24 protein-coding genes are annotated in these 25,199 nt (G+C 55.2%); 14 read left to right on the top strand and 10 right to left on the bottom strand.

From position 1 onward, the window contains the following. Nucleotides 1–11 precede the first annotated feature (11 nt). The 10 genes from atpG to phoU all read left to right on the top strand — a co-directional run bounded on the left by atpG (nucleotide 12) and on the right by phoU (nucleotide 11,162). Nucleotides 12–875 (top strand): F0F1 ATP synthase subunit gamma, encoded by an 864-nt coding sequence (gene atpG / locus INF61_RS11765; RefSeq protein ID WP_003862364.1) that lies wholly within the window; start codon nucleotides 12–14, stop codon nucleotides 873–875. Between the two features lie 31 nt (nucleotides 876–906). Next, entirely contained in the window at nucleotides 907–2,289 is a 1,383-nt protein-coding gene (gene atpD / locus INF61_RS11760) for a F0F1 ATP synthase subunit beta (protein ID WP_015570150.1), read from the top strand. Between the two features lie 20 nt (nucleotides 2,290–2,309). Further along, nucleotides 2,310–2,729 (top strand): F0F1 ATP synthase subunit epsilon, encoded by a 420-nt coding sequence (locus INF61_RS11755; RefSeq protein WP_006177560.1) that lies wholly within the window; start codon nucleotides 2,310–2,312, stop codon nucleotides 2,727–2,729. 138 nt (nucleotides 2,730–2,867) lie between these two features. Further along, entirely contained in the window at nucleotides 2,868–4,238 is a 1,371-nt protein-coding gene (gene glmU / locus INF61_RS11750; RefSeq protein ID WP_017383707.1) for a bifunctional UDP-N-acetylglucosamine diphosphorylase/glucosamine-1-phosphate N-acetyltransferase GlmU, read from the top strand. Between the two features lie 225 nt (nucleotides 4,239–4,463). After that, nucleotides 4,464–6,293, top strand: coding sequence for a glutamine--fructose-6-phosphate transaminase (isomerizing) (gene glmS / locus INF61_RS11745; RefSeq protein WP_015570148.1), 1,830 nt, complete (start codon nucleotides 4,464–4,466; stop codon nucleotides 6,291–6,293). Nucleotides 6,294–6,570: 277 nt separating this feature from the next. Continuing rightward, complete coding sequence (gene pstS / locus INF61_RS11740) at nucleotides 6,571–7,611, top strand: phosphate ABC transporter substrate-binding protein PstS (RefSeq protein ID WP_017383706.1); 1,041 nt, start codon at nucleotides 6,571–6,573, stop codon at nucleotides 7,609–7,611. Nucleotides 7,612–7,739: 128 nt separating this feature from the next. Then, complete coding sequence (gene pstC, locus INF61_RS11735; protein ID WP_015570141.1) at nucleotides 7,740–8,699, top strand: phosphate ABC transporter permease PstC; 960 nt, start codon at nucleotides 7,740–7,742, stop codon at nucleotides 8,697–8,699. Further along, nucleotides 8,699–9,589 (top strand): phosphate ABC transporter permease PstA, encoded by an 891-nt coding sequence (pstA, locus tag INF61_RS11730; RefSeq protein ID WP_003861156.1) that lies wholly within the window; start codon nucleotides 8,699–8,701, stop codon nucleotides 9,587–9,589. Before pstC ends, pstA begins: the two co-directional genes overlap by 1 nt. Nucleotides 9,590–9,636: 47 nt before the next feature. Then, a complete protein-coding gene (gene pstB / locus INF61_RS11725) occupies nucleotides 9,637–10,410 on the top strand; it encodes a phosphate ABC transporter ATP-binding protein PstB (protein WP_003861154.1) in 774 nt (257 codons plus the stop codon). Nucleotides 10,411–10,436: 26 nt separating this feature from the next. Further along, complete coding sequence (phoU, locus tag INF61_RS11720) at nucleotides 10,437–11,162, top strand: phosphate signaling complex protein PhoU (protein WP_003861153.1); 726 nt, start codon at nucleotides 10,437–10,439, stop codon at nucleotides 11,160–11,162. A 44-nt stretch (nucleotides 11,163–11,206) separates the two neighbouring features. On the opposite strand, the gene yieH is transcribed toward phoU, so the two are convergent. Beyond that, nucleotides 11,207–11,872, bottom strand: a complete 666-nt coding sequence (yieH, locus tag INF61_RS11715) for a 6-phosphogluconate phosphatase (RefSeq protein WP_023295655.1) — start codon at nucleotides 11,870–11,872, stop codon at nucleotides 11,207–11,209. 165 nt (nucleotides 11,873–12,037) lie between these two features. On the opposite strand from yieH, the gene adeP reads away from it, so the two are divergent. After that, the gene (adeP, locus tag INF61_RS11710) at nucleotides 12,038–13,375 is read left to right on the top strand and encodes an adenine permease AdeP (protein WP_017383704.1); all 1,338 of its coding nucleotides are present in this window, start codon (nucleotides 12,038–12,040) and stop codon (nucleotides 13,373–13,375) included. An 88-nt stretch (nucleotides 13,376–13,463) separates the two neighbouring features. Here adeP and INF61_RS11705 read toward each other — a convergent pair whose 3' ends face one another. From INF61_RS11705 to rpmH, 9 genes are all read right to left on the bottom strand, one after another. Next, nucleotides 13,464–14,030, bottom strand: a complete 567-nt coding sequence (locus INF61_RS11705; RefSeq protein WP_003861147.1) for an NADPH-dependent FMN reductase — start codon at nucleotides 14,028–14,030, stop codon at nucleotides 13,464–13,466. Between the two features lie 36 nt (nucleotides 14,031–14,066). Beyond that, the gene (locus INF61_RS11700; RefSeq protein ID WP_017694032.1) at nucleotides 14,067–14,813 is read right to left on the bottom strand and encodes a 4'-phosphopantetheinyl transferase superfamily protein; all 747 of its coding nucleotides are present in this window, start codon (nucleotides 14,811–14,813) and stop codon (nucleotides 14,067–14,069) included. Nucleotides 14,814–14,935: 122 nt separating this feature from the next. Next, a complete protein-coding gene (gene yidZ / locus INF61_RS11695; RefSeq protein WP_017383702.1) occupies nucleotides 14,936–15,907 on the bottom strand; it encodes an HTH-type transcriptional regulator YidZ in 972 nt (323 codons plus the stop codon). Beyond that, on the bottom strand, nucleotides 15,876–17,051 hold the full coding sequence (locus INF61_RS11690) for an MFS transporter (RefSeq protein ID WP_015570137.1): 1,176 nt from the start codon (nucleotides 17,049–17,051) through the stop codon (nucleotides 15,876–15,878). The genes yidZ and INF61_RS11690 overlap by 32 nt, the downstream gene beginning before the upstream one ends. 111 nt (nucleotides 17,052–17,162) lie before the next feature. After that, nucleotides 17,163–18,527, bottom strand: coding sequence for a tRNA uridine-5-carboxymethylaminomethyl(34) synthesis GTPase MnmE (mnmE, locus tag INF61_RS11685; protein ID WP_058685129.1), 1,365 nt, complete (start codon nucleotides 18,525–18,527; stop codon nucleotides 17,163–17,165). Nucleotides 18,528–18,599: 72 nt separating this feature from the next. Further along, nucleotides 18,600–20,243: a membrane protein insertase YidC gene (gene yidC / locus INF61_RS11680; RefSeq protein WP_003861138.1), complete on the bottom strand. Its 1,644-nt coding sequence runs from the start codon at nucleotides 20,241–20,243 to the stop codon at nucleotides 18,600–18,602. 2 nt (nucleotides 20,244–20,245) lie between these two features. Then, complete coding sequence (yidD, locus tag INF61_RS11675) at nucleotides 20,246–20,503, bottom strand: membrane protein insertion efficiency factor YidD (RefSeq protein WP_001307474.1); 258 nt, start codon at nucleotides 20,501–20,503, stop codon at nucleotides 20,246–20,248. Continuing rightward, the gene (gene rnpA / locus INF61_RS11670; protein ID WP_006808764.1) at nucleotides 20,467–20,826 is read right to left on the bottom strand and encodes a ribonuclease P protein component; all 360 of its coding nucleotides are present in this window, start codon (nucleotides 20,824–20,826) and stop codon (nucleotides 20,467–20,469) included. Before rnpA ends, yidD begins: the two co-directional genes overlap by 37 nt. A gap of 16 nt (nucleotides 20,827–20,842) precedes the next feature. Further along, a complete protein-coding gene (gene rpmH / locus INF61_RS11665) occupies nucleotides 20,843–20,983 on the bottom strand; it encodes a 50S ribosomal protein L34 (RefSeq protein ID WP_000831330.1) in 141 nt (46 codons plus the stop codon). A 638-nt stretch (nucleotides 20,984–21,621) separates the two neighbouring features. Here rpmH and dnaA point away from each other — a divergent pair. Genes dnaA through recF form a run of 3 tightly spaced genes read left to right on the top strand, consistent with a single transcriptional unit; the run spans nucleotide 21,622 to nucleotide 25,194 of the window. Continuing rightward, nucleotides 21,622–23,016: a chromosomal replication initiator protein DnaA gene (dnaA, locus tag INF61_RS11660; RefSeq protein WP_003861124.1), complete on the top strand. Its 1,395-nt coding sequence runs from the start codon at nucleotides 21,622–21,624 to the stop codon at nucleotides 23,014–23,016. Between the two features lie 4 nt (nucleotides 23,017–23,020). Continuing rightward, entirely contained in the window at nucleotides 23,021–24,121 is a 1,101-nt protein-coding gene (dnaN, locus tag INF61_RS11655) for a DNA polymerase III subunit beta (RefSeq protein WP_003861122.1), read from the top strand. After that, nucleotides 24,121–25,194, top strand: coding sequence for a DNA replication/repair protein RecF (gene recF / locus INF61_RS11650; RefSeq protein WP_000060091.1), 1,074 nt, complete (start codon nucleotides 24,121–24,123; stop codon nucleotides 25,192–25,194). Before dnaN ends, recF begins: the two co-directional genes overlap by 1 nt. Nucleotides 25,195–25,199: the final 5 nt, after the last annotated feature.

The following is a 25,199-nucleotide window of genomic DNA, read 5'->3' as shown; positions in this document are numbered from 1 at the left end:
AGGAGAAGCTCATGGCCGGCGCAAAAGAGATACGTAGTAAGATCGCAAGCGTCCAGAACACGCAAAAGATCACTAAAGCGATGGAGATGGTCGCCGCTTCCAAAATGCGTAAATCGCAGGATCGCATGGCGGCCAGCCGTCCTTATGCAGAGACCATGCGCAAAGTGATTGGTCACCTTGCGAACGGTAATCTGGAATATAAGCACCCTTACCTGGAAGAACGCGACGTTAAGCGCGTGGGCTACCTGGTGGTGTCGACTGACCGTGGTCTGTGTGGCGGCTTGAACATTAACCTGTTCAAAAAACTGCTGGCGGATATGAAAGGCTGGTCCGATAAAGGCGTTCAGTGCGATCTGGCACTGATTGGCTCTAAAGGCGTCTCTTTCTTTAACTCCGTTGGCGGCAACATTGTCGCTCAGGTGACCGGTATGGGTGATAACCCGTCCCTGTCCGAACTGATCGGCCCGGTTAAAGTGATGTTGCAGGCCTACGATGAAGGCCGTCTGGACAGACTGTACGTTGTCAGCAACAAATTTATTAACACCATGTCTCAGGTGCCTACGCTCACTCAGATGCTGCCGTTACCGGCATCAGAAGATGACGAGCTGAAACAGAAAGCCTGGGATTACCTGTATGAACCCGATCCGAAACCGCTGCTGGATACCCTGCTGCGTCGTTACGTTGAATCTCAGGTTTATCAGGGCGTTGTAGAAAACCTGGCCAGCGAGCAGGCCGCACGAATGGTGGCGATGAAAGCCGCGACCGATAATGGCGGCAGCCTGATTAAAGAGCTGCAGTTGGTTTACAACAAAGCTCGTCAGGCCAGCATTACTCAGGAACTCACCGAGATCGTCTCGGGGGCCGCCGCGGTTTAACCAGGTTTACGAATTACGTAGAGGATTCAAGATGGCTACTGGAAAGATTGTCCAGGTAATCGGCGCCGTGGTGGACGTCGAGTTCCCTCAGGACGCCGTACCACGCGTGTACGACGCGCTTGAGGTACAGAATGGTAACGAGAGCCTGGTGCTGGAAGTTCAGCAGCAGCTCGGCGGCGGTATCGTGCGTACCATCGCCATGGGTTCTTCCGACGGTCTGCGTCGTGGTCTGGAAGTAAAAGACCTTGAGCACCCGATCGAAGTCCCGGTAGGTAAAGCAACACTGGGTCGTATCATGAACGTATTGGGTCAGCCAATCGACATGAAAGGCGACATCGGTGAAGAAGAGCGTTGGGCTATCCACCGCGCGGCACCTTCCTACGAAGAGCTGTCCAGCTCTCAGGAACTGCTGGAAACCGGCATCAAAGTTATCGACCTGATGTGTCCGTTCGCGAAGGGCGGTAAAGTCGGTCTGTTCGGTGGTGCGGGTGTAGGTAAAACCGTAAACATGATGGAGCTGATCCGTAACATCGCGATCGAGCACTCCGGTTACTCCGTGTTTGCGGGCGTGGGTGAACGTACTCGTGAGGGTAACGACTTCTACCACGAAATGACCGACTCCAACGTTCTGGATAAAGTATCCCTGGTTTACGGCCAGATGAATGAGCCACCAGGAAACCGTCTGCGCGTTGCGCTGACCGGCCTGACCATGGCTGAGAAGTTCCGTGACGAAGGTCGTGACGTTCTGCTGTTCGTTGATAACATCTACCGTTACACCCTGGCCGGTACTGAAGTATCTGCACTGCTGGGTCGTATGCCTTCAGCGGTAGGTTATCAGCCTACGCTTGCGGAAGAGATGGGTGTTCTTCAGGAACGTATCACCTCTACCAAAACCGGTTCTATCACCTCCGTTCAGGCGGTATACGTTCCTGCGGATGACTTGACTGACCCATCCCCAGCCACCACCTTTGCTCACTTAGATGCAACCGTGGTACTGAGCCGTCAGATCGCGTCTCTGGGTATCTACCCGGCCGTTGACCCGCTGGACTCCACCAGCCGTCAGCTGGATCCACTGGTTGTTGGCCAGGAGCACTACGACACCGCGCGTGGCGTACAGTCCCTGCTGCAACGTTATCAGGAACTGAAAGACATCATCGCCATCCTGGGTATGGATGAACTGTCTGAAGAAGACAAACTGGTGGTAGCACGTGCGCGTAAGATCCAGCGCTTCCTGTCCCAGCCGTTCTTCGTTGCGGAAGTATTCACCGGTGCACCTGGTAAATACGTTTCCCTGAAAGACACCATCCGTGGCTTTAAAGGCATCATGGAAGGCGAATACGATCACCTGCCAGAGCAGGCGTTCTACATGGTTGGTTCCATCGAAGAAGCCGTGGAAAAAGCCAAAAAACTTTAACGCCTTAATCGGAGGGTGATATGGCAATGACTTACCACCTGGACGTCGTCAGCGCAGAGCAACAAATGTTCTCTGGTCTGGTCGAGAAAATCCAGGTAACGGGTAGTGAAGGTGAACTGGGTATTTTCCCGGGTCACGCACCGCTGCTCACCGCCATTAAGCCTGGTATGATCCGCATCGTTAAACAGTTCGGTCATGAAGAGTTTATCTATCTGTCCGGCGGCATTCTTGAAGTGCAGCCAGGCAGTGTGACCGTTCTGGCCGATACCGCTATACGTGGCCAGGATCTCGACGAAGCGCGAGCCCTGGAATCGAAGCGTAAGGCTGAAGAGCACATTAGCAGCTCTCATGGTGACGTGGATTACGCTCAGGCGTCTGCGGAGCTGGCCAAAGCGATCGCGAAACTGCGCGTTATCGAGTTGACCAAAAAAGCGATGTAACACCGGCTTGAAAAGCACAAAAGCCAGTCTGGATCCCAGGCTGGCTTTTTTTTTCGGCCTTAATTCATGATGAAAAAGATGTAGAATTTTAAGCATCAAACGTTTTTACTTCTCACACAAACTACCGTCAGGATGCGTATGTTAAACAGTGCGATGAGCGTGGTGATCCTTGCCGCAGGCAAAGGTACCCGCATGTATTCCGATCTGCCTAAGGTGCTCCACACGCTGGCAGGAAAGCCAATGGTTCAGCATGTTATTGATGCAGCGAATGAATTGGGCGCCAGCCAGGTGCATCTGGTTTATGGACATGGCGGCGACCTGCTGAAAAAAACGCTGCGTGATGACAATCTCAACTGGGTGCTACAGGCAGAACAGTTGGGTACAGGCCATGCGATGCAGCAGGCTGCACCCTTCTTCTCTGATGATGAAGATATCCTGATGCTCTACGGCGACGTCCCGCTGATCTCCGTTGAAACCCTCACTCGCCTACGTGAAGCCAAACCGCAGGGCGGCATCGGTTTGTTGACCGTCGTGCTGGACGATCCAACCGGCTATGGCCGCATTACGCGTGAAAACGGCAAGGTAACCGGGATTGTTGAGCATAAAGATGCCACTGACGAACAGCGCCAGATTCAGGAGATCAACACCGGCATCCTGATTGCGAACGGTGCGGATATGAAGCGCTGGCTGTCCAGACTCAATAATAACAACGCGCAGGGTGAATACTACATCACCGACATCATTGCGATGGCTTACCAGGAAGGGCGTGAGATTGCCGCCGTTCACCCGGCTCGCATCAGCGAAACGGACGGGGTAAACAACCGTCTCCAGCTTTCTCGCCTGGAGCGTATTTATCAGTCCGAGCAGGCAGAAAAGCTGTTGCTCGCTGGCGTTATGCTGCGCGATCCGGCGCGTTTCGATCTGCGTGGCACGCTGACCCACGGGCGCGACGTTGAAATAGATACTAACGTTATCCTGGAAGGTAACGTCACGCTGGGCAACCGCGTCAAAATCGGCACTGGCTGCGTGATTAAAAACAGCGTGATCGGTGACGACTGCGAAATCAGCCCGTACAGCGTGGTGGAAGATGCCCATCTTGAGGCGGCATGTACCATCGGCCCGTTTGCGCGTCTGCGCCCGGGCGCTGAGCTGCTGGAAGGCGCTCACGTAGGTAACTTTGTGGAAATGAAAAAAGCGCGTCTGGGTAAGGGCTCGAAAGCCGGTCATCTGACCTATCTGGGCGATGCGGAAATTGGCGACAACGTAAACATCGGTGCTGGAACCATCACCTGTAACTATGACGGTGCCAATAAGTTTAAAACCATCATCGGTGATGATGTGTTTGTAGGCTCCGATACCCAGCTGGTGGCGCCTGTCACCGTGGGCAAAGGCGTGACCATTGCCGCCGGGACAACCGTTACGCGCGATGTGGCCGAGAACGAGCTGGTGTTAAGCCGTGTGCCGCAGGTCAGCAAGCAGGGCTGGAAACGCCCGGTGAAGAAGAAGTAACAACAAGGCGGGTGGCGCTATGCTTACCCGCCCTACGATTGAGTAGGCCTGATAAGGCGTAGCCGACATCAGGCAAACCCGGGAGAGGAGATAAATATATATCTCCCCCCACAAGCAGTACCCATAAAAATAACCCCACTCTCTACAAGGCTCGGGGCGCCCGGAAAGGGCAAATACAGGTCAGCGACAACGCATGGCATAACGCCATAATCAGGAAATCTAACTATGTGTGGAATTGTTGGCGCAGTTGCGCAGCGTGATATTGCTGAAATCCTTCTCGAAGGTTTACGTCGTCTGGAATACCGTGGTTACGACTCAGCCGGTCTGGCTGTGGTCGATGCAGAAGGTCATATGACCCGTCTGCGTCGTCTCGGTAAAGTGCAGATGCTGGCCCAGGCTGCGGAAGAACATCCGCTGCACGGTGGCACCGGTATTGCACATACCCGCTGGGCGACCCACGGTGAGCCATCTGAAGGCAACGCACACCCGCATGTGTCTGAACACATTGTGGTGGTGCATAACGGCATTATCGAAAACCACGAACCGCTGCGTGAAGAACTGAAAGCGCGCGGCTATACCTTCGTCTCTGAAACCGACACCGAAGTGATTGCTCACCTGGTGCACTGGGAGCTGGCAAAGGGCGGTACACTGCGTGATGCGGTGCTGCGCGCTATCCCTCAGCTGCGTGGTGCTTACGGTACGGTGATCATGGATTCCCGCGACCCGTCCACGCTGCTGGCCGCGCGTTCCGGTAGTCCGATGGTGATTGGTCTGGGCATGGGTGAAAACTTTATCGCTTCCGACCAGCTGGCGCTGCTGCCAGTTACCCGTCGCTTTATCTTCCTGGAAGAGGGAGACATTGCCGAGGTGACACGTCGCAGCGTGACCGTATTCGACACGAAAGGCGAGCAGGTTAAGCGTCAGGAGATCGAATCAAACCTGCAATACGACGCGGGCGACAAAGGTGCTTACCGTCACTACATGCAGAAAGAGATCTACGAACAGCCAAACGCCATTAAAAACACCCTGACCGGGCGCATCAGCCACGGCGAAGTGGATCTGAGTGAGCTGGGCGCCAATGCCAACGAACTACTGGGCAAAGTCGAGCACATTCAGATCGTGGCCTGCGGTACCTCTTATAACTCCGGTATGGTCTCGCGCTACTGGTTTGAATCCCTGGCGGGCGTGCCGTGTGATGTGGAAATCGCGTCTGAGTTCCGCTACCGCAAATCTGCGGTGCGTCGTAACAGCCTGATGATCACCCTTTCTCAGTCTGGCGAAACGGCTGATACCCTGGCGGCGCTGCGTCTGTCTAAAGAGTTGGGTTACCTGGGCTCGCTGGCCATCTGTAACGTGCCGGGCTCTTCGCTGGTACGTGAATCCGATCTGGCGCTGATGACCAAAGCCGGTACTGAAATTGGCGTGGCTTCCACCAAGGCGTTTACCACCCAGTTAACCGTTCTGCTGATGCTGGTGGCGAAACTGGCGCGTCTGAAAGGTCTGGATGCCTCCGTTGAACACGACATTGTGCATGGCCTTCAGGCGCTGCCGAGCCGTATCGAGCAGATGCTGTCTCAGGACAAACGCATTGAGGCGCTGGCGGAAGATTTCTCTGACAAACATCACTCCCTGTTCCTGGGGCGTGGCGATCAGTATCCGATTGCGCTGGAAGGCGCACTGAAGCTGAAAGAGATCTCTTACATTCACGCTGAAGCTTACGCGGCAGGTGAACTGAAACATGGCCCGCTGGCGCTGATCGACGCGGATATGCCGGTTATCGTGGTGGCACCGAACAACGAACTGCTGGAAAAACTGAAATCTAACATCGAAGAAGTGCGCGCCCGTGGTGGTGTTCTGTACGTCTTTGCGGATAAAGATGCCGGTTTCGCCAGCAGCGACAACATGCATATCATCGAGATGCCGCATGTGGAAGAGGTGATTGCGCCGATCTTCTATACCGTTCCGCTGCAACTGCTGGCTTATCACGTCGCGCTGATCAAAGGCACCGACGTTGATCAGCCGCGAAATCTGGCGAAGTCTGTTACCGTAGAATAACTCCTTCAGACTCCACCTTCGGGTGGAGTTTTTTTTATGACAACCTGTCATTTTCAGCTATTTTTTCAGTGTCACATAAAGAAAATATTACTGAAATCCTGCCGTCATGTTCCCATTTAAGTGGATGAGAATTAAAGATCTTTTTGGTTTTCTTTAAGTGAAACTTTCTTTGTCATAAAACTGTCATATTTCGTACATTTATCTGTCACCTGTTTGTCCTATTTTGCTCATCGTAGCCACTTAAACAATGATTTACGAAATCCTTGCAGGAGACATTATGAAAGTTATGCGTACCACTGTCGCAACTGTTGTCGCCGCGACCTTATCAATGAGCGCTTTCTCTGCCTTTGCAGCAGCAAGCCTGACTGGCGCTGGTGCAACCTTCCCTGCGCCGGTGTATGCCAAATGGGCGGATACCTACCAGAAAGAGACCGGTAACAAGGTCAACTATCAGGGTATCGGCTCCTCCGGTGGCGTAAAACAAATTACCGCGAATACCGTTGATTTCGGCGCATCCGACGCTCCGCTGTCTGATGAGAAACTGAATCAGGAAGGCCTGTTCCAGTTCCCGACCGTGATCGGCGGCGTTGTGCTGGCTGTTAACATCCCTGGCCTGAAATCAGGCGAGCTGGTGCTGGACGGCAAAACCCTGGGTGACATCTACCTGGGCAAAATCAAAAAATGGGATGACGAAGCCATCACTAAGCTGAACCCGGGCGTTAAGCTGCCTTCGCAGAATATCGCGGTGGTTCGTCGTGCTGACGGCTCTGGTACCTCTTTCGTGTTCACCAGCTACCTGGCGAAAGTGAACGAAGAGTGGAAATCTAAAGTCGGTTCCGGCTCTACCGTTAACTGGCCAACCGGTCTGGGCGGTAAAGGCAACGACGGTATCGCAGCCTTCGTACAGCGTCTGCCAGGCTCCATCGGTTACGTAGAATACGCTTACGCTAAGCAGAACAACCTGGCTTACACCAAACTGGTTTCTGCCGACGGCAAACCGGTTAGCCCGACCGAAGAGAACTTCGCCAACGCCGCGAAAGGCGCTGACTGGAGCAAATCCTTCGCGCAGGACCTGACCAACCAGAAAGGCGACGATGCATGGCCTATCACGTCTACCACCTTCATTCTGGTCCACAAAGAGCAGAAGAAACCTGAGCAGGGTGCTGAAGTGCTGAAGTTCTTCGACTGGGCATATAAAAATGGCGGCAAACAGGCTAACGATCTGGATTACGCCAGCCTGCCAGACAGCGTGGTTGAGCAGATCCGTGCTGCATGGAAAACCAACGTGAAAGACAGCAGCGGTAAAGCGCTGTACTAACAGGATATATTTAACGAAGATGGCGGGTGGCGCGCAGCGATCCCGCCCTACGGTTCATCCTGTAGGCCCGGTAAGCGTCAGCGCCACCGGGCATATTCGTAAAAACGTCTCAAACAGAAGAGTAATTTATGGCTGCAACCAAGCCTGCATTTAACCCTCCGGGTAAAAAAGGTGACATGATTTTCAGCGCGCTGGTGAAACTGGCTGCGCTGATTGTGCTATTGCTGCTGGGCGGCATTATCGTGTCCCTGATTTTCTCCTCCTGGCCGAGCATTCAAAAATTTGGTTTCGCCTTCCTGTGGACCAAAGAGTGGGATGCGCCGAACGATATTTACGGTGCGCTGGTGCCGATTTACGGCACGCTGGTGACCTCTTTTATCGCCCTGCTGATTGCGGTTCCGGTGAGCTTTGGTATTGCCCTGTTCCTGACGGAACTGGCGCCAGGCTGGCTGCGACGTCCGCTGGGTATCGCCATTGAACTGCTGGCGGCCATCCCAAGTATCGTTTACGGCATGTGGGGCCTGTTTATCTTCGCGCCGCTGTTTGCGACGTACTTCCAGGAGCCGGTCGGTAACGTTCTCTCTGCCATTCCGTTTGTGGGGGCGCTGTTCTCCGGCCCGGCATTCGGTATCGGCATTCTGGCGGCAGGTGTGATCCTCGCCATCATGATTATTCCGTACATTGCGGCGGTCATGCGCGATGTCTTCGAACAAACCCCGGTGATGATGAAAGAGTCCGCCTACGGCATCGGCTGCACCACCTGGGAAGTTATCTGGCGCATCGTCCTTCCGTTCACCAAAAACGGGGTGATTGGCGGCATTATGCTGGGCTTAGGCCGCGCGCTGGGTGAAACCATGGCGGTCACCTTTATCATCGGCAACACCTACCAGCTCGACAGCGCCTCGCTTTATATGCCGGGGAACAGTATTACCTCTGCGCTGGCGAACGAATTTGCCGAAGCGGAATCCGGGCTGCACGTCGCCGCGCTGATGGAACTGGGTCTGATCCTGTTTGTTATCACCTTTATTGTGCTGGCTATCTCCAAGCTGATGATTATGCGTCTGGCTAAAAACGAGGGGGCACGCTAATGGCAACTCTCGACATGCAAAACACCGCTCAGCTTGCGGAATCCCGTCGCAAAATGCAGTCAAAGCGCCGGATTAAAAACCGCATTGCGTTGACGCTTTCCATGGCGACGATGGCGTTCGGCCTGTTCTGGCTGATCTGGATCCTGATGTCCACCATCACCCGGGGTATTGATGGAATGTCCCTGGCGCTGTTCACCGAGATGACGCCGCCGCCGAACACGGCGGGTGGTGGTCTGGCAAACGCTCTGGCGGGCAGCGGCCTGTTGATCCTGTGGGCGACTGTTTTCGGTACGCCGTTGGGCATCATGGCGGGTATCTATCTGGCGGAATATGGCCGCAAGTCCTGGATCGCTGAAGTCATCCGCTTCATTAACGACATTCTGCTTTCTGCCCCGTCGATTGTCGTGGGTCTGTTTGTTTACACCATCGTGGTGGCGCAAATGGAACACTTCTCCGGCTGGGCGGGTGTGATTGCGCTGGCGCTGTTGCAGGTGCCTATCGTTATTCGTACCACTGAAAACATGCTGAAACTGGTGCCGGACAGCCTGCGTGAAGCGGCTTACGCGCTGGGTACGCCTAAATGGAAGATGATTTCGGCTATCACCCTGAAAGCGTCCGTCTCGGGGATCATGACCGGTATCCTGCTGGCTATCGCCCGTATCGCCGGTGAAACCGCACCGCTGCTGTTTACCGCCCTCTCCAATCAGTTCTGGAGCACGGACATGATGCAGCCGATCGCCAACCTGCCGGTGACGATCTTTAAATTTGCGATGAGCCCATTCGCGGAATGGCAGCAGCTGGCCTGGGCCGGGGTGCTGATCATCACCCTTTGCGTACTGTTGCTGAACATTCTGGCGCGCGTCATTTTCGCGAAGAAGAAACACGGTTAAATTTTTACGGCGCGGCAGCTCGCGGCGCCGAATGAGGAAATGAGTCAATGAGTATGGTTGATACAGCCCCGGGTAAGATTCAGGTTCGTGATTTGAACTTCTACTACGGCAAATTCCATGCCCTGAAGAATATCAACCTGGATATCGCAAAGAACCAGGTAACGGCATTCATCGGTCCGTCCGGCTGTGGCAAATCCACGCTGCTGCGCACCTTTAACAAAATGTATTCGCTCTATCCGGAGCAGCGCGCAGAAGGTGAAATTCTGCTGGACGGTGACAACATCCTGACCAATACCCAGGATATCGCCCTGCTGCGTGCGAAAGTGGGGATGGTATTCCAGAAACCCACGCCGTTCCCGATGTCGATCTATGACAACATCGCCTTTGGTGTGCGTCTGTTTGAGAAGCTCTCCCGTGCGGATATGGACGAGCGCGTGCAGTGGGCATTGACCAAGGCCGCATTATGGAACGAAACCAAAGATAAACTTCACCAGAGTGGGTACTCTCTCTCCGGTGGTCAGCAGCAGCGTCTGTGCATTGCGCGCGGTATCGCCATTCGCCCGGAAGTCTTGCTGCTGGATGAGCCGTGCTCAGCCCTGGACCCGATCTCAACCGGGCGTATCGAAGAGCTGATCACCGAGCTGAAGCAGGATTACACCGTGGTGATCGTGACCCACAACATGCAGCAGGCTGCACGTTGTTCTGACCACACGGCGTTTATGTATCTGGGCGAGTTGATTGAGTTCAGCGATACGGACGCGCTGTTCACTCGTCCGGCGAAGAAACAAACCGAAGATTATATTACTGGCCGCTACGGTTGATTTGCCTTAGTGCATGTGGAGAAACCATGGACAACCTCAATCTTAATAAACACATTTCCGGCCAGTTTAACGCAGAGCTGGAAAGCATTCGCACCCAGGTGATGACCATGGGCGGCATGGTCGAGCAGCAGCTTTCTGACGCGATCACGGCGATGCACAACCAGGACAGCGAGCTGGCGAAGCGCGTTATTGAAGGCGACCACAACGTCAATATGATGGAAGTCGCCATCGACGAAGCCTGCGTGCGCATCATTGCGAAGCGTCAGCCGACGGCGAGCGACCTGCGTCTGGTGATGGCGATCATCAAAACCATCGCCGAGCTGGAGCGTATCGGTGACGTGGCGGATAAAATCTGCCGTACCGCGCTGGAGAAATTCTCCCAGCAGCACCAGCCGCTGCTGGTGAGCCTGGAGTCTCTCGGGCGCCACACCGTGCAGATGCTGCACGACGTGCTGGACGCTTTCGCGCGCATGGATCTGGACGAAGCGGTCCGTATCTACCGTGAAGACAAGAAAGTTGACCAGGAATACGAAGGCATTGTGCGTCAGCTGATGACCTACATGATGGAAGATTCTCGTACCATTCCAAGCGTACTGACCGCGCTGTTCTGTGCGCGCTCCATCGAGCGTATCGGTGACCGTTGCCAGAACATTTGCGAATACATTTTCTATTTCGTGAAGGGGCAGGATTTCCGACACGTGGGCGGCGACGAGCTGGACAAGCTGCTGGCGGGTAAAGATCCGAAAGAGTGATATGTGTGGCGGGTGGCGCTAACGCTTACCCGCCCTACGTTAATTCAACGCGTAATATCCCACCCGCGCGCCTTCCACAACGCTGGCAGTTGCGCCAGATCGGTAAAGGTTGTCACTTTTGGATGGTCGATCGGCTTGTTGTGCGGATCGGCGCAGAAGTAAAACACCTCCATCCCCGCATCAATCCCTGACTGCGCGCCGGCAGATGAGTCATCCACCAGAATGCAGTTCTCCACGTTGACGTTCATCGCCTTCGCCGCGTGGAACATCAGCGCCGGATCGGGCTTCCAGCGCTGGATATCGTAGCCGCTGAACAGTTTTTCCGGGAAGTGGTGCAACATCTCCAGCTTGCCGAGCGAGTGCTGCATTTTGCTGACCGGTCCGTTAGACACCACGCAGATCGGCACCGTCATCGCATCCAGCAGCGCGTTAGCGCCGGCGATAACTTCCAGCTCGGCGTCGAAGAGGCGTGCGACCTCGGCGCGGTACACCGGTTCCAGATCCGCTTTCACCAGATCCACCCCGTGCTCTTCGTTAATGATGTCGATGATCTCGTACAGCTTCACGCCCTTAAAGCGTTTGAACACCTCTTCGAGATCGAGCGTAATACCAAATTCATGGAACATGGCGACATACGCGCGGGAACAAATGACCTCACTGTCGACCAGCGTACCGTCACAGTCGAAAAATACCGCTTCAATTCCGGACATGCCTTTCCCTTTTAACAAGTTTAACGTTTTCGTACGGCAGTTCACCGGGACGCAATCGTTGCCGTATAAGCAAAATCAATGAAAAAAGTATCCCGTAACCGCCACTATTGTCGCATTTTGGTATAGGATAGCGACGAATTTTCCCTCCTTGTTCGGAAATTGATGATGAGTCAACAACACACTACCCAGACATCTGGTCAGGGGCTGCTTGAGCGCGTGTTCAAACTGCGCGAGCACGGCACAACGGCACGCACCGAAGTGATCGCCGGTTTTACTACCTTCCTGACGATGGTCTATATCGTTTTCGTTAACCCGCAAATTCTGGGCGTAGCTGGCATGGACACCAGCGCCGTCTTTGTAACCACCTGTCTGATCGCGGCCCTTGGCAGCATCCTGATGGGCGTTTTCGCTAATCTGCCCGTGGCGCTGGCCCCGGCAATGGGTCTGAATGCGTTCTTTGCGTTCGTGGTGGTTCAGGCGATGGGCCTGCCGTGGCAGGTTGGGATGGGCGCTATTTTCTGGGGCGCGGTCGGCCTGCTGCTGCTGACCATCTTCCGCGTGCGCTACTGGATGATTGCGAACATTCCCGTGAGCCTGCGCGTGGGCATCACCAGCGGTATCGGTCTGTTCATCGGCATGATGGGGCTGAAAAACGCTGGCGTTATCGTGGCGAACCCGGAAACGCTGGTGAGCATTGGTAATCTGACCTCTCACAGCGTGCTGCTGGGCGTGCTGGGCTTCTTTATCATCGCGATCCTGGCATCGCGCAACATCCATGCTGCGGTGCTGGTCTCTATCATTGTGACCACGCTGCTGGGCTGGATGCTGGGTGACGTGCATTACAACGGTATCGTCTCTGCGCCACCGAGCGTCTCTACCGTGATTGGCCACGTTGATCTGGCGGGCTCGCTGAACCTGGGACTGGCCGGGGTGATTTTCTCCTTCATGCTGGTCAACCTGTTTGACTCCTCCGGTACGCTGATTGGCGTGACCGACAAAGCGGGTCTGGCAGATGAAAAAGGCAAATTCCCGCGCATGAAGCAGGCGCTGTATGTGGATAGCATCTCTTCCGTTGCTGGCTCTTTCATCGGTACCTCGTCTGTTACCGCTTACATTGAATCCTCTTCCGGTGTGTCCGTGGGCGGTCGTACCGGCCTGACGGCGGTAGTTGTGGGTCTGCTGTTCCTGCTGGTGATCTTCCTCTCTCCGCTGGCGGGGATGGTGCCACCATACGCGGCAGCCGGCGCGCTGATCTACGTCGGCGTGCTGATGACCTCAAGCCTGGCGCGCGTGAAGTGGGAAGATCTGACGGAAGCCGTTCCGGCATTTATTACCGCGGTGATGATGCCGTTCAGCTTCTCGATCACCGAAGGTATCGCGCTGGGCTTTATCTCTTACTGCGTGATGAAGATCGGTACCGGCCGCTTCCGCGAACTTAGCCCGTGCGTGATTATTGTGGCGCTGCTGTTTGTGCTGAAGATTGTGTTTATTGATGCACACTAAGATGCTGGTGGTGTCAGGTGGCGCTTCGCTTACCTGACCTACTGACGAGTGTAGGCCCGGTAAGCGCTAGCGCCACCGGGCTTTTTTATCAGGCCTTCACCCGCTTAATATAATCCCCAAACGCGGTCAGCTGGCCAGAGAGATGGTCACGCGTACTCTGATCCACCACTTCACCCGTCTGCGGGTCGACCTTGTTCTGAATCACGCCGCCCATAAATTCCGGCTTGTTCATCACCATCGCATCCAGGAACACCAGGATCTGACGCAGGTGATACTGGCAGCGCGCGCCGCCGATGGCACCCATTGAGCTGGTCTGGATCAGCACAGGTTTACCAGACAGCGGCTGCTCCGGTAAACGGGACAGCCAGTCAATGGCGTTCTTCAAACCACCCGGCACCGAGTAGTTATACTCAGGCGTCACAATCACCACGCCGTCAGCCTGACGGATTTGCTCGGCTATCGCTTCCACACTCTGCGGGAACCCTTCTTCCTGCTGAACGTCAGCATCATAAAGCGGGATGTCGCCAATGGACGGCAGGGCACTGATCTCCATTCCCGCAGGCGCCAGCTGCGGCAGCGTACGGGCAACCATCCCGTTAAAAGAACCTTTGCGCAGGCTTCCCAGTAACGTAACAACTTTCAACGTATCAGACATGATTACTCCTGTTTCATCATGATGATCCTGGACGGATCAGCTATGGGTGTATGCTTTTTCTGCCGGTAAACTGGTTAATCGCATCAGGCGCGCGGCGGGCTCGTTGGCGCGCTCAGGTACATCCGGAAGACTACGCCAACCGCGAGTGCTGTCAAACTCCCAGATTTTCAGCCGTTCGATGGCGGGGGTCACCGCAACGGACCAGATCAGTACGTCCTCAGCGTCGCAGAGTGCCTCTACCAGCGAGGCTTTTGTCGCGCGCAGGCGTCCGGAGCCGGGGAGCAGCTGCAACAGGCTGGCGTCGTCTGACGCCGCGCCGCTCAGTTTGCGGATGCTTTGGCGAAGGGTGATGAGCTGCGCTCTGGCTTCAACGGGGTCGTTCTGGTTACGTATCCACAGCTTTTCATTGCTGGAGAGCGGGTATTCATCGAGCGCGTTAGCACCATGGAAGCTGCGCGTGACGCGTTGTAGCTCCATATCCAGGCCGCAATCACCTTCCGTCGTCAGCGCGACGCCAACAATGTTGCCGGTGTACGCAATGGAAAAATGGGGGAGTGCCGGGTCCGCAAAAACCGGACGACCTTCTGGCTGGGTGAGTATGTCCGGTAATTCGCTGGTGCCGTAGAGCATAAAAAGCAGTTCTGCGAGGAGCGCTCTGGAAGCTAAAAACCGCGTCCTGCGGTGTTCAGGTAGTTTGAGCGCCTCACTGTGACAGGCTGAAGAAAGTCTGGCCGATACGAGATGCCCTTCCGTTAATGTTCCTCGTGCAAAGTGCGTAGCCATTTTTCGCTCCTTGATAATGGTCGTAGTCGGTTAAACGGTTACATGATTATCGCTTAACTCAGCTTCTGTTTTAATCAGTAAATGGAAATAAGAGAAGCCTGAGCACCGAACTTTACATTATCTTAGGCAAAAACCTGACCTGGTGCGGTATACAGCGCTTTGATCGTCTCGCGCAGCCAGAGGATTTTCGGATTATGGCTGTTCCGTTTATGCCAGATCAGCGTGAAGGGGACGGTGAGCTTTTCTGCCTGCGCCTCATCGATGGGAATGGGCAGACAGACCAGATTACGCTGGTGGAGTTGATTGTAGTGATGGCAGTAGTGCGGCGCAGTGGCAATGTAGTTGTGATCCGGCTGGGCCGCCATAAACATCGACTGTTCAAAACCGGGCAAACTCATGGCGATGTTACGCTCCCGACCCATCTCTCTTAGCACCTCGTCGAGCGCCCAGGTGTCGCTGCGTTCCCAGAAGATGCTGATATGCGGGTAGCGCAGAAACGTCTCCAGATCCCACGCTTCCTGGAGCGCGGGATGATCCTCGCGCAAATACACGCACGGACGGTCACTGAACAGGATTTCGTAGTCGATAAACCACGGCATCAGCTTTAGCAGTTCGCGCGAGCGAGGGTGCGTTTCACGCCCGGTGAAGCCCAGATCCACTTCTCCGCGCGTAATGGCGTCCAGCGAATCGTAATCCCATTGGCGCAGCTTCACCGTCGCCTGTGGGTAGCGTTCATTCACCTGCTCCAGCAGGGTATTAAAGCGGATCAGCATCAGCGGTGTTTCGGCGGCGAGCACAAACTTAAGCCCGCCTGGAGAGCTATGGTGGAATTTATCGAGGATCTGGTTGCCAATCTGCATCCAGTCGGCCAAATCCTGTTCCAGACTCACCGTCAGCGGTGTGGGCAATAGCCCTAAAGGCGTTTTCACAAACAGCGGATCGTCGAACCAGTCGCGCAGCTTCGCCAGCGATTTACTCACCGCGGACGGCGTCACGTTCATCCGCTTCGCGGCTTTGGTGACGCTGCGCTCCTGCAACAAAAGTTGCAGGCAAAGTAAAAGATTAAGATCGAGACTGCTGATGGGCTTCTTCATAGTGCGCCGCGGGCTGGATGACCATAAGTAAGGTAATGCAGAGTATGCTACAGCCAATCAGAACCCCGATCAGCATATTCAGCGCGTTAAGGCCGATCACCGCCGCCAGCCAAATCCACAGTGACGAACCGCAGACCTGCGCAATGCCCAGCACCGAGCTTGCCACGCCTGCCCGCAATGAAAACGGGCCAAGTGCCTGACTCATTGCCACACCAAAGCCGACGGAGAATCCGGCGCAGATCAGAGTAATGCCCACCAGCATTACAGCGTGTGAGGTGGCGGTCGCCAGGATCACGCCTGCGGCGAGGAACAGCGTCTGTGAGGTGAGCATCAGCGTGCGCTGGCGGAAGATGTTGAGCGCAAAGGGCGTGGAGAATGAAACCGCCATGCTCACCATCGCGGTTAGCGCCATCACCGTCGAATACTCACCGCGATCGAAGCCCATCGTCTCCATCAGCAACACCGGGGAAACGTTTACATAGGTGAGGATCACCGCCACGCTAAGCGTGGTGATTGTCAGCCGACTCAGGAAAAAGCGATTCATCAGCTTTTCAGCCGGATGGAGGGTTGCGGTGTGATATGGCTGTTGCGAACCGGGATGGGTCTCTTTCAGCACCGTCACGGACAGGATAAAGACGATGGCACCCATTGCGGCCATGGTCCAGAAAAGACTCTGCCACGGAAATTTAAGCATAATCAGGTAGCCTACAACCGGTGCCAGCACCGGGATGATGCAGGTAATGCCGTTCAGCATCGACAGCACTTTAGCGCGGCGCTGGGCGCTTAAGGTATCGCGAAGAATAGCAAACGCCACCACGTAACAGCCACCCGCGCCAATGCCCTGGATAAAACGGCCTGACAGGAACATTGTGCTTTCCTGAGCTACTGAAGACAGTACTGATGCCAGCGCAAAGATAACTGCACCCGTAATGGCGACGGGCTGACGGCCTGCTTTATCCGCGATTTTCCCGGCAAATACCATCGACGACGCCATTCCCGCGAGGTAGGCCGAAAACGCGATGTGCAGCTGCGCCTCGCTGGCGCCCAGATCGCGGGCAATATGCGGTAGCCCCACCAGATACATATCAATGCCGGACGGATACAGCAGAACCAGCGCAAAACTACAGAACAGAAAACGAGCCATAAATCCCCCATAGATGCAGGCAAGCAGGATAGGGGGCGTGGAGGGATTAAGCGAGTTGCCATTTGGACAATGGTGATTTCCCTGGAGGAAATCACCCTGTATTAACGGGAATTACTTACCAATGCAGAAGCTCGAGAAAATCCGTCCCAGCAGATCGTCCGACGTAAACTCCCCGGTGATCTCGCTCAGGTTCTGCTGCGCCAGACGCAGCTCTTCCGCCAGCAGTTCACCGGCCCACGCGCCGATCAGCTGGGCTTTACCCTGCTCAAGGTGGCGAGCCGCCTCTTCCAGCGCCTGCAAGTGACGACGACGTGCCAGGAAGCCGCCCTCCATACTGGTGTCGAAGCCCATGCTCTGTTTGAGATGGCTACGCAGGGCTTCCACGCCTTCACCGGTACGGGCCGACAGGCGAATAAGTGAGTGACCATTCACATCGCTGATGCCCAGCGTTTCGCCGGTAACGTCGGCCTTGTTGCGCACCACGGTGATCGGCAGTTTAGCCGGGAGACGGGCGATAAAGTCTGGCCAGATTTCAGCCGGGTCAACGGCGTCGGTTGTCGTGCCGTCCACCATAAACAGCACGCGGTCGGCCTGCTCGATCTCCTGCCAGGCGCGTTCGATACCGATACGCTCGACTTCATCGCTCGCATCGCGCAGGCCAGCGGTGTCGATGATGTGCAGCGGCATGCCGTCGATATGGATATGCTCGCGCAGGACATCGCGGGTGGTGCCGGCTATGTCGGTCACGATCGCCGCTTCACGGCCCGCCAGGGCGTTCAGCAGGCTCGATTTTCCGGCATTGGGGCGACCAGCAATCACCACCTTCATTCCTTCACGTAGCAGGCTGCCCTGGCGCGCTTCGGCGCGAACGGCATCGAGATCGTTCATCACCTGGTTGAGCTGAGCTTCAATTTTACCGTCTGAGAGGAAGTCGATCTCCTCGTCCGGGAAGTCGATAGCCGCTTCGACATAGATTCGCAGGTGAGTAAGTGCTTCCACAAGGTGATTCACGCGTGTGGAAAATGCCCCCTGCAACGAGTTCAGCGCGGAGCGGGCTGCCTGTTCGGAACTGGCGTCGATCAGGTCGGCAATCGCCTCGGCCTGCGCCAGGTCGAGCTTATCGTTGAGGAAAGCACGCTCGGAGAACTCACCCGGCTTTGCAATGCGCAGGCCAGGCAGGGTCAGAATACGTTTTAACAGCAGGTCGAGGATCACCGGGCCGCCGTGACCCTGAAGCTCCAGCACATCTTCGCCGGTAAAGGAGTTTGGGCCGGGGAACCACAGCGCGATGCCCTGGTCCAGCGGTGTGCCGTCGGCATCCTTAAACGGCAGATAATCAGCGTAGCGCGGCTTTGGCAGTTTACCCAGCACCGCTTCGGCCACCTCACGCGCCTTCAGGCCGGAGATGCGCAGAATGCCTACACCACCGCGTCCCGGTGGGGTTGCCTGGGCGACGATAGTGTCGTTATGGCTCATGGTTGGTCTCGTTCAATACAAATAAAAAAGGCGGTCAATCGACCGCCCTTATTTTAGCGTTAACTTACCGAATCAGGACTTTTTCTTTTCGCGGCTATGCAGGCCACGTTTTTCCAGACCACGGTAAATCAGCTGCTGCTGGATGATGGTCACCAGGTTGCTGACGATATAGTACAGCACCAGACCTGACGGGAACCACAGGAAGAACACGGTGAAGATGACCGGCATAAAGGTCATGATCTTCTGCTGCATCGGGTCGGTCACGGTGGTCGGAGACATCTTCTGGATGAAGAACATCGTCACGCCCATCAGGATCGGCAGGATGTAGTACGGGTCCTGTGCAGACAGGTCATGGATCCACAGTGCAAACGGCGCATGGCGCAGCTCAACAGAACCCATCAGCATGTAGTACAGCGCAAGGAAGATTGGCATCTGAATCAGCAGCGGGAAGCAGCCACCCAGCGGGTTCACTTTCTCTGCTTTATACAGGGCCATCATTTCCTGGCTCTGACGCTGTTTATCATCGCCCAGACGCTCACGCATAGCCTGAATCTTCGGCTGTAGCATACGCATCTTCGCCATGGAGGTGTACTGCGCTTTAGTCAGCGGGTACATGATGCCACGAACGATAAAGGTGATAACGATGATGGAGAAGCCCCAGTTACCCAGGAAGCTGTGGATGAACTTCAGCAGCTTAAACAGCGGCTGAGAGATGAACCACAACCAACCGTAATCGACGGTCAGATCCAGGTGCGGCGCAACGGCAGCCATTTTGTCCTGGATTTCCGGGCCGACCCACAGGGTGCTTGCCAGTTTACCGGTTTGACCCGGCTGCACCAGAACCGGCTGAGATTTGTAGCCGATGGCTGCAATACCGTTGCCGAGGTTCGCGGTGTAGAAGTTGTTCGTACCGTCGTTATTCGGTACCCACGCCGTCGCGAAATACTGTTGCAGCATTGCGACCCAACCGCCTTTAGAGCTGACGTTCAGGTTTTCGTTATCGGCAATGGTGTCGAATTTGTATTTCTCGTACTTGGTATCTGGCGTGGAGTAAGCCGCGCCACGGAAGGTATGCAGCGCAAAGTTGCTGCTTCCGGTGTCACGGTGAGACGGCAGATTGATGGACTGCTTCAGCTGACCAAAGGTAGAGATTTCCAGCGGTTTCGCACCGGCGTTCTGTACGCTGTAGCCCACGTTCACCGCATACTCACCGCGTTTCAGGGTGAAGGTTTTGGTGAAGGTGTTGCCTGCCGCGTCGGTGTAGGTCATCGGGATAACCAGTTCGTTCTGACCATCAGCCAGCACAAACGTGTCATTCTCGACGTTATACAGTGGACGCGCACCGTTAGCCGGGTTATCCGGGCCATCACGACCGGTCAGGCCGCTCTGCGCCTGGTAGATAAATTCAGGCGTGGTTTCCAGTAACTGGAACGGTTCGGTAGACTTCAGCTCTTTCGGGTAGGTCAACAGCAGCGCCTGCTCAACATCACCACCACGGGTGTTGATAGTCAGCTCAAGCACATCGGTCTTAACCGTAATCTGTTTCCCCTGGCCACTGGCCGGTACGCCCTGGTCGGCGGCGCTACCCGCTGCGGTGGTCGTGGTCTGCGTGGTCTGCTGCTGGGGTTGAGGATTTTTATCCTGCTCCCATGCCTGCCAGATCATGAAAGACACGAACAACAAAGCGATGATAAGAAGATTGCGTTGCGAATCCATCGTTAGTGTTCTCTGGTATCAAAAGGTCCTGGAGGGACGGGGTCGTCTCCACCTGGGTGTAAAGGGTGGCATTTTAATACGCGTTTCACCGTCAACCAACTGCCTTTTATCACTCCAAACCTGCGCAATGCCTCAATTCCGTAGCTTGAGCATGTTGGCGTGAAACGGCAGTGTGGCCCGAGTAGCGGACTAATCAGGCGTTGATAGACCCGAATGAGGGCTATCAGGACCCGCGAGCCAGGCGACAGTGGCGGCGCCATAATTTTTCCAACGCTTCCGAGAGAGCACGGTTATCGAGGTCGGCAACCCCTTTTTTAGCCACCACCACGAAATCCATTGAAGGCAGTTCGTGCTGACGTAAACGGAAGCTTTCACGCGTCAGACGTTTAATCCGGTTGCGTTCATGCGCACGCTTAACGTTTTTCTTGGCGACTGTGAGACCGATGCGGGGATGCCCCAGCGAATTTTGGCGGCCGAGGATGGTGATTTGCGGCGTGCCAGCCCGTAATGGCTGCTGGAAGACGAAAGTGAAATGAGTGGGAGTTAACAAACGTAACTCCCTGGGAAATGCGAGCTTAACCACTCAGGGGTTAGCTTTATTACTTGGAAACGGTCAGACGAGCGCGGCCTTTAGCACGACGACGTGCCAGAACCTGACGACCATTTTTAGTAGCCATACGAGCACGGAAGCCGTGAGAACGGTTGCGCTTCAGTACAGACGGTTGAAAAGTGCGTTTCATGGCGATTTCTACCTAAACTTGAAAAAATTCATGACTTTTGCGGATGCCCGACCGAGTTTCGAATGACGGACGCCGAAGCCGTGGGTGATTAAAGAGGCCGGATTGTAATAATTGTACACTCCGGAGTCAATTCTCTTTCCTTAAATCCCTGTGTATTTCCGCACGTTTTCGCGTGGAAAATGAGCAGCGGACGACGCAGGAAGATGAGCATCACGCGCCGGGTCGAGGATTATACGGGCTCAACGATAAAGCGCAAGGATCGTCCCGGATCTTCGTTAGATCATTTAAGCCAAAAATTGTCTGTGCTCATTAAATTTTCCAATATGCGGCCTAAATCGCGAGGCACTCGCGTCAGGATCGTTTACACTTACCCGATTCCGGATCTTCCTGTGGATAAATCGGGAAGAATCTGTGAGAAACAGAAGATCTCTGGCTCAGTTTAGGCTATGATCCGCGGTCCCGATCGGGATCCAGCGATCCTGGTCGGGCATAAACACAACATCGTTCAGGTTGTATCAACGATAGCGTGTATAACCGCAGATAGCGGTTCGCACATCACCCTGATGGGGTCATGTCGATGTGCGCCAACAATCATGAATATTCAATAGTTTTCTTTTATTGTTCGAGTGGAGTCCGCCGTGTCACTTTCGCTTTGGCAGCAGTGTCTTGCCCGATTGCAGGATGAGTTACCAGCCACAGAATTCAGTATGTGGATCCGCCCGTTGCAGGCGGAACTGAGCGATAACACGCTGGCTTTGTATGCGCCAAACCGTTTCGTGCTCGATTGGGTAAGGGATAAATACCTTAATAACATCAATGGACTGCTGAACGATTTCTGCGGGTCAGATGCCCCACAGCTGCGTTTTGAAGTGGGCACAAAGCCGGTCACCCAAACCGTTCGTGAAGTTGTCAATGTGGCAGCCCCTGCACAGGCGGCGCCCGCGCCAGCGCCTCGCGTTGCACCGGCTCGTCAGGGCTGGGATAACGTTCCGGCCCCCGCTGAGCCTACCTACCGCTCTAACGTTAACGTGAAACACACGTTCGATAACTTCGTTGAAGGTAAGTCGAACCAGCTGGCACGCGCGGCGGCTCGTCAGGTTGCCGATAACCCCGGTGGCGCTTACAACCCGCTGTTCCTGTATGGCGGCACGGGTCTCGGTAAAACGCACCTGCTGCATGCGGTGGGCAACGGCATTATGGCGCGTAAGCCCAATGCCAAAGTGGTGTATATGCACTCCGAACGCTTCGTTCAGGACATGGTAAAAGCCCTGCAAAACAATGCGATCGAAGAGTTTAAACGCTACTACCGTTCCGTTGATGCGCTGCTGATCGATGACATTCAGTTCTTTGCCAATAAAGAACGATCGCAGGAAGAGTTTTTCCATACCTTTAACGCCTTGCTGGAAGGCAATCAGCAGATCATTCTGACCTCGGATCGTTATCCAAAAGAGATCAACGGCGTTGAAGATCGTCTCAAATCCCGCTTCGGCTGGGGCCTGACCGTGGCGATCGAGCCGCCGGAGCTGGAAACCCGCGTCGCGATCCTGATGAAAAAAGCCGACGAGAACGACATTCGCCTGCCGGGTGAAGTGGCGTTCTTCATTGCCAAGCGCCTGCGTTCCAACGTGCGTGAGCTGGAAGGGGCGCTGAACCGCGTTATCGCCAACGCCAACTTCACCGGTCGGGCGATCACCATCGATTTTGTGCGTGAAGCGCTGCGCGATTTATTGGCTTTGCAGGAAAAACTGGTCACTATCGACAATATTCAGAAGACGGTGGCTGAGTACTACAAGATCAAAGTGGCAGATTTACTGTCTAAACGTCGTTCCCGCTCGGTGGCGCGTCCGCGTCAGATGGCGATGGCGCTGGCAAAAGAGCTAACCAACCACAGCCTGCCGGAAATCGGTGATGCGTTTGGTGGCCGTGACCATACGACCGTGCTGCACGCCTGTCGCAAGATCGAGCAGTTACGCGAAGAAAGCCACGACATAAAAGAAGATTTTTCCAATTTAATCAGAACATTATCATCGTGACGCTATGAAATTTACCGTTGAACGTGAACATTTATTAAAACCGCTGCAACAGGTGAGTGGCCCATTAGGCGGCCGCCCTACGCTGCCTATTCTTGGAAACCTGCTGCTTCAGGTCGCGGACGGTACGCTGTCGCTGACCGGCACAGATCTGGAAATGGAAATGATCGCGCGCGTTACGCTGACTCAGCCGCACGACGCGGGCGCGACCACGGTTCCGGCACGTAAATTCTTTGATATTTGCCGTGGGCTGCCGGAAGGCGCTGAAATCGCCGTGCAGCTGGAGGGCGACCGCATGCTGGTGCGCTCTGGCCGCAGCCGTTTCTCCCTCTCCACGCTGCCCGCTGCGGACTTCCCGAACCTGGATGACTGGCAGAGCGAAGTTGAATTTACCCTGCCGCAGGCGACGATGAAGCGTCTGATTGAAGCCACGCAGTTCTCCATGGCGCATCAGGACGTTCGTTACTACTTAAACGGCATGCTGTTCGAAACCGAAGGTGAAGAGCTGCGTACCGTGGCGACCGACGGTCACCGTCTGGCGGTTTGTTCCATGCCGATTGGCGATTCACTGCCAAACCATTCGGTGATCGTACCGCGTAAAGGCGTAATTGAACTGATGCGTATGCTCGACGGCGGCGACACGCCGCTGCGCGTGCAGATCGGCAGCAACAATATTCGTGCCCACGTGGGCGATTTTGTCTTCACATCGAAGCTGGTAGACGGTCGTTTCCCGGATTATCGCCGCGTATTGCCGAAGAACCCGGATAAAACGCTGGAGGCGGGTTGCGACATCCTCAAGCAGGCGTTCGCGCGTGCCGCTATTCTCTCCAACGAGAAATTCCGCGGCGTACGTCTGTACGTGAGTGAAAACCAGATCAAAATCACCGCCAACAACCCGGAGCAGGAAGAGGCAGAAGAGATTCTGGACGTCACCTACGCCGGGGCTGAGATGGAAATCGGCTTCAACGTCAGCTATGTGCTGGATGTGCTGAATGCACTGAAATGCGAGAACGTTCGCATCCTGCTGACTGACTCCGTTTCGAGCGTACAGATTGAAGATGCCGCATCGCAGTCGGCTGCTTATGTTGTCATGCCAATGAGACTGTAATGTCGCTCACCCGTCTGTTGATCCGCGACTTTCGCAATATCGAAAGCGCGGATCTCGCTTTATCCCCTGGCTTTAACTTCCTGGTTGGCGCGAACGGCAGCGGCAAAACCAGCGTGCTGGAAGCCATCTATACGCTCGGCCACGGCCGGGCGTTTCGCAGTTTGCAGATTGGTCGCGTGATTCGCCACGAGCAGGAATCTTTTGTTCTGCACGGGCGTTTGCAGGGAGCAGAGCGGGAAACCGCCATCGGCCTGACCAAAGACAAGCAGGGCGACAGCAAGGTGCGCATCGACGGCACCGATGGCCACAAAGTGGCGGAGCTGGCGCTGCTGATGCCGATGCAGCTGATTACGCCCGAGGGGTTTACTTTACTCAACGGCGGCCCCAAATACAGAAGAGCGTTCCTCGACTGGGGATGCTTTCACAATGAAGCCGGTTTCTTTAACGCCTGGAGCAACCTGAAGCGTCTGCTTAAACAGCGTAACGCCGCATTGCGCCAGGTCACGCGCTACGCTCAGCTGCGTCCGTGGGACATGGAACTCATCCCTCTTGCGGAACAAATCAGCCGCTGGCGTGCCGAATACAGCGCAGGTATCGCCGAAGACATGGCCGACACCTGCAAACAGTTTTTACCCGAGTTCTCTCTCACCTTCTCTTTTCAGCGTGGCTGGGAAAAAGAGACGGATTATGCCGAGGTGTTAGAGAGAAGCTTCGAGCGCGATCGCATGTTGACCTACACCGCGCACGGCCCGCACAAGGCGGATTTCCGCATTCGTGCCGACGGTGCGCCGGTGGAAGACACGCTGTCGCGCGGGCAGCTGAAGCTCCTGATGTGCGCGCTGCGCCTGGCGCAGGGGGAGTTCCTCACTCGAGAGAGCGGGCGACGCTGCCTGTACTTGATAGATGATTTTGCCTCGGAACTTGACGACGCGCGGCGCGGGCTGCTTGCCAGCCGCTTAAAAGCCACGCAGTCGCAGGTTTTCGTCAGCGCCATTAGCGCTGAACACGTTATAGACATGTCGGACGAAAATTCGAAGATGTTTACCGTGGAAAAGGGTAAAATAACGGATTAACCCAA

Source organism: Enterobacter cloacae complex sp. P18RS (genome assembly GCF_014982105.1).
GTDB lineage: Bacteria > Pseudomonadota > Gammaproteobacteria > Enterobacterales > Enterobacteriaceae > Enterobacter > Enterobacter hormaechei_C.
The sequence above is the reverse complement of the archived record's forward strand: the minus strand, read 5'-3'. Positions and strand labels throughout refer to the sequence as shown.

Excerpts from the sequence above, each read along its gene's own strand:
- pstC (WP_015570141.1), top strand. The coding sequence starts at position 7,740 with ATGGCTGCAACCAAGCCTGCATTTAACCCTCCGGGTAAAAAAGGTGAC.
- INF61_RS11705 (WP_003861147.1), bottom strand. The coding sequence starts at position 14,030 with ATGTCTGATACGTTGAAAGTTGTTACGTTACTGGGAAGCCTGCGCAAA.
- adeP (WP_017383704.1), top strand. The coding sequence starts at position 12,038 with ATGAGTCAACAACACACTACCCAGACATCTGGTCAGGGGCTGCTTGAG.
- yidZ (WP_017383702.1), bottom strand. The coding sequence starts at position 15,907 with ATGAAGAAGCCCATCAGCAGTCTCGATCTTAATCTTTTACTTTGCCTG.
- yidC (WP_003861138.1), bottom strand. The coding sequence starts at position 20,243 with ATGGATTCGCAACGCAATCTTCTTATCATCGCTTTGTTGTTCGTGTCT.
- dnaN (WP_003861122.1), top strand. The coding sequence starts at position 23,021 with ATGAAATTTACCGTTGAACGTGAACATTTATTAAAACCGCTGCAACAG.
- yieH (WP_023295655.1), bottom strand. The coding sequence starts at position 11,872 with ATGTCCGGAATTGAAGCGGTATTTTTCGACTGTGACGGTACGCTGGTC.
- pstA (WP_003861156.1), top strand. The coding sequence starts at position 8,699 with ATGGCAACTCTCGACATGCAAAACACCGCTCAGCTTGCGGAATCCCGT.
- INF61_RS11755 (WP_006177560.1), top strand. The coding sequence starts at position 2,310 with ATGGCAATGACTTACCACCTGGACGTCGTCAGCGCAGAGCAACAAATG.
- yidD (WP_001307474.1), bottom strand. The coding sequence starts at position 20,503 with ATGGCGCCGCCACTGTCGCCTGGCTCGCGGGTCCTGATAGCCCTCATT.
- atpD (WP_015570150.1), top strand. The coding sequence starts at position 907 with ATGGCTACTGGAAAGATTGTCCAGGTAATCGGCGCCGTGGTGGACGTC.
- glmU (WP_017383707.1), top strand. The coding sequence starts at position 2,868 with ATGTTAAACAGTGCGATGAGCGTGGTGATCCTTGCCGCAGGCAAAGGT.
- INF61_RS11700 (WP_017694032.1), bottom strand. The coding sequence starts at position 14,813 with ATGGCTACGCACTTTGCACGAGGAACATTAACGGAAGGGCATCTCGTA.
- mnmE (WP_058685129.1), bottom strand. The coding sequence starts at position 18,527 with ATGAGCCATAACGACACTATCGTCGCCCAGGCAACCCCACCGGGACGC.
- phoU (WP_003861153.1), top strand. The coding sequence starts at position 10,437 with ATGGACAACCTCAATCTTAATAAACACATTTCCGGCCAGTTTAACGCA.
- rpmH (WP_000831330.1), bottom strand. The coding sequence starts at position 20,983 with ATGAAACGCACTTTTCAACCGTCTGTACTGAAGCGCAACCGTTCTCAC.
- glmS (WP_015570148.1), top strand. The coding sequence starts at position 4,464 with ATGTGTGGAATTGTTGGCGCAGTTGCGCAGCGTGATATTGCTGAAATC.
- recF (WP_000060091.1), top strand. The coding sequence starts at position 24,121 with ATGTCGCTCACCCGTCTGTTGATCCGCGACTTTCGCAATATCGAAAGC.
- pstS (WP_017383706.1), top strand. The coding sequence starts at position 6,571 with ATGAAAGTTATGCGTACCACTGTCGCAACTGTTGTCGCCGCGACCTTA.
- pstB (WP_003861154.1), top strand. The coding sequence starts at position 9,637 with ATGAGTATGGTTGATACAGCCCCGGGTAAGATTCAGGTTCGTGATTTG.
- atpG (WP_003862364.1), top strand. The coding sequence starts at position 12 with ATGGCCGGCGCAAAAGAGATACGTAGTAAGATCGCAAGCGTCCAGAAC.
- INF61_RS11690 (WP_015570137.1), bottom strand. The coding sequence starts at position 17,051 with ATGGCTCGTTTTCTGTTCTGTAGTTTTGCGCTGGTTCTGCTGTATCCG.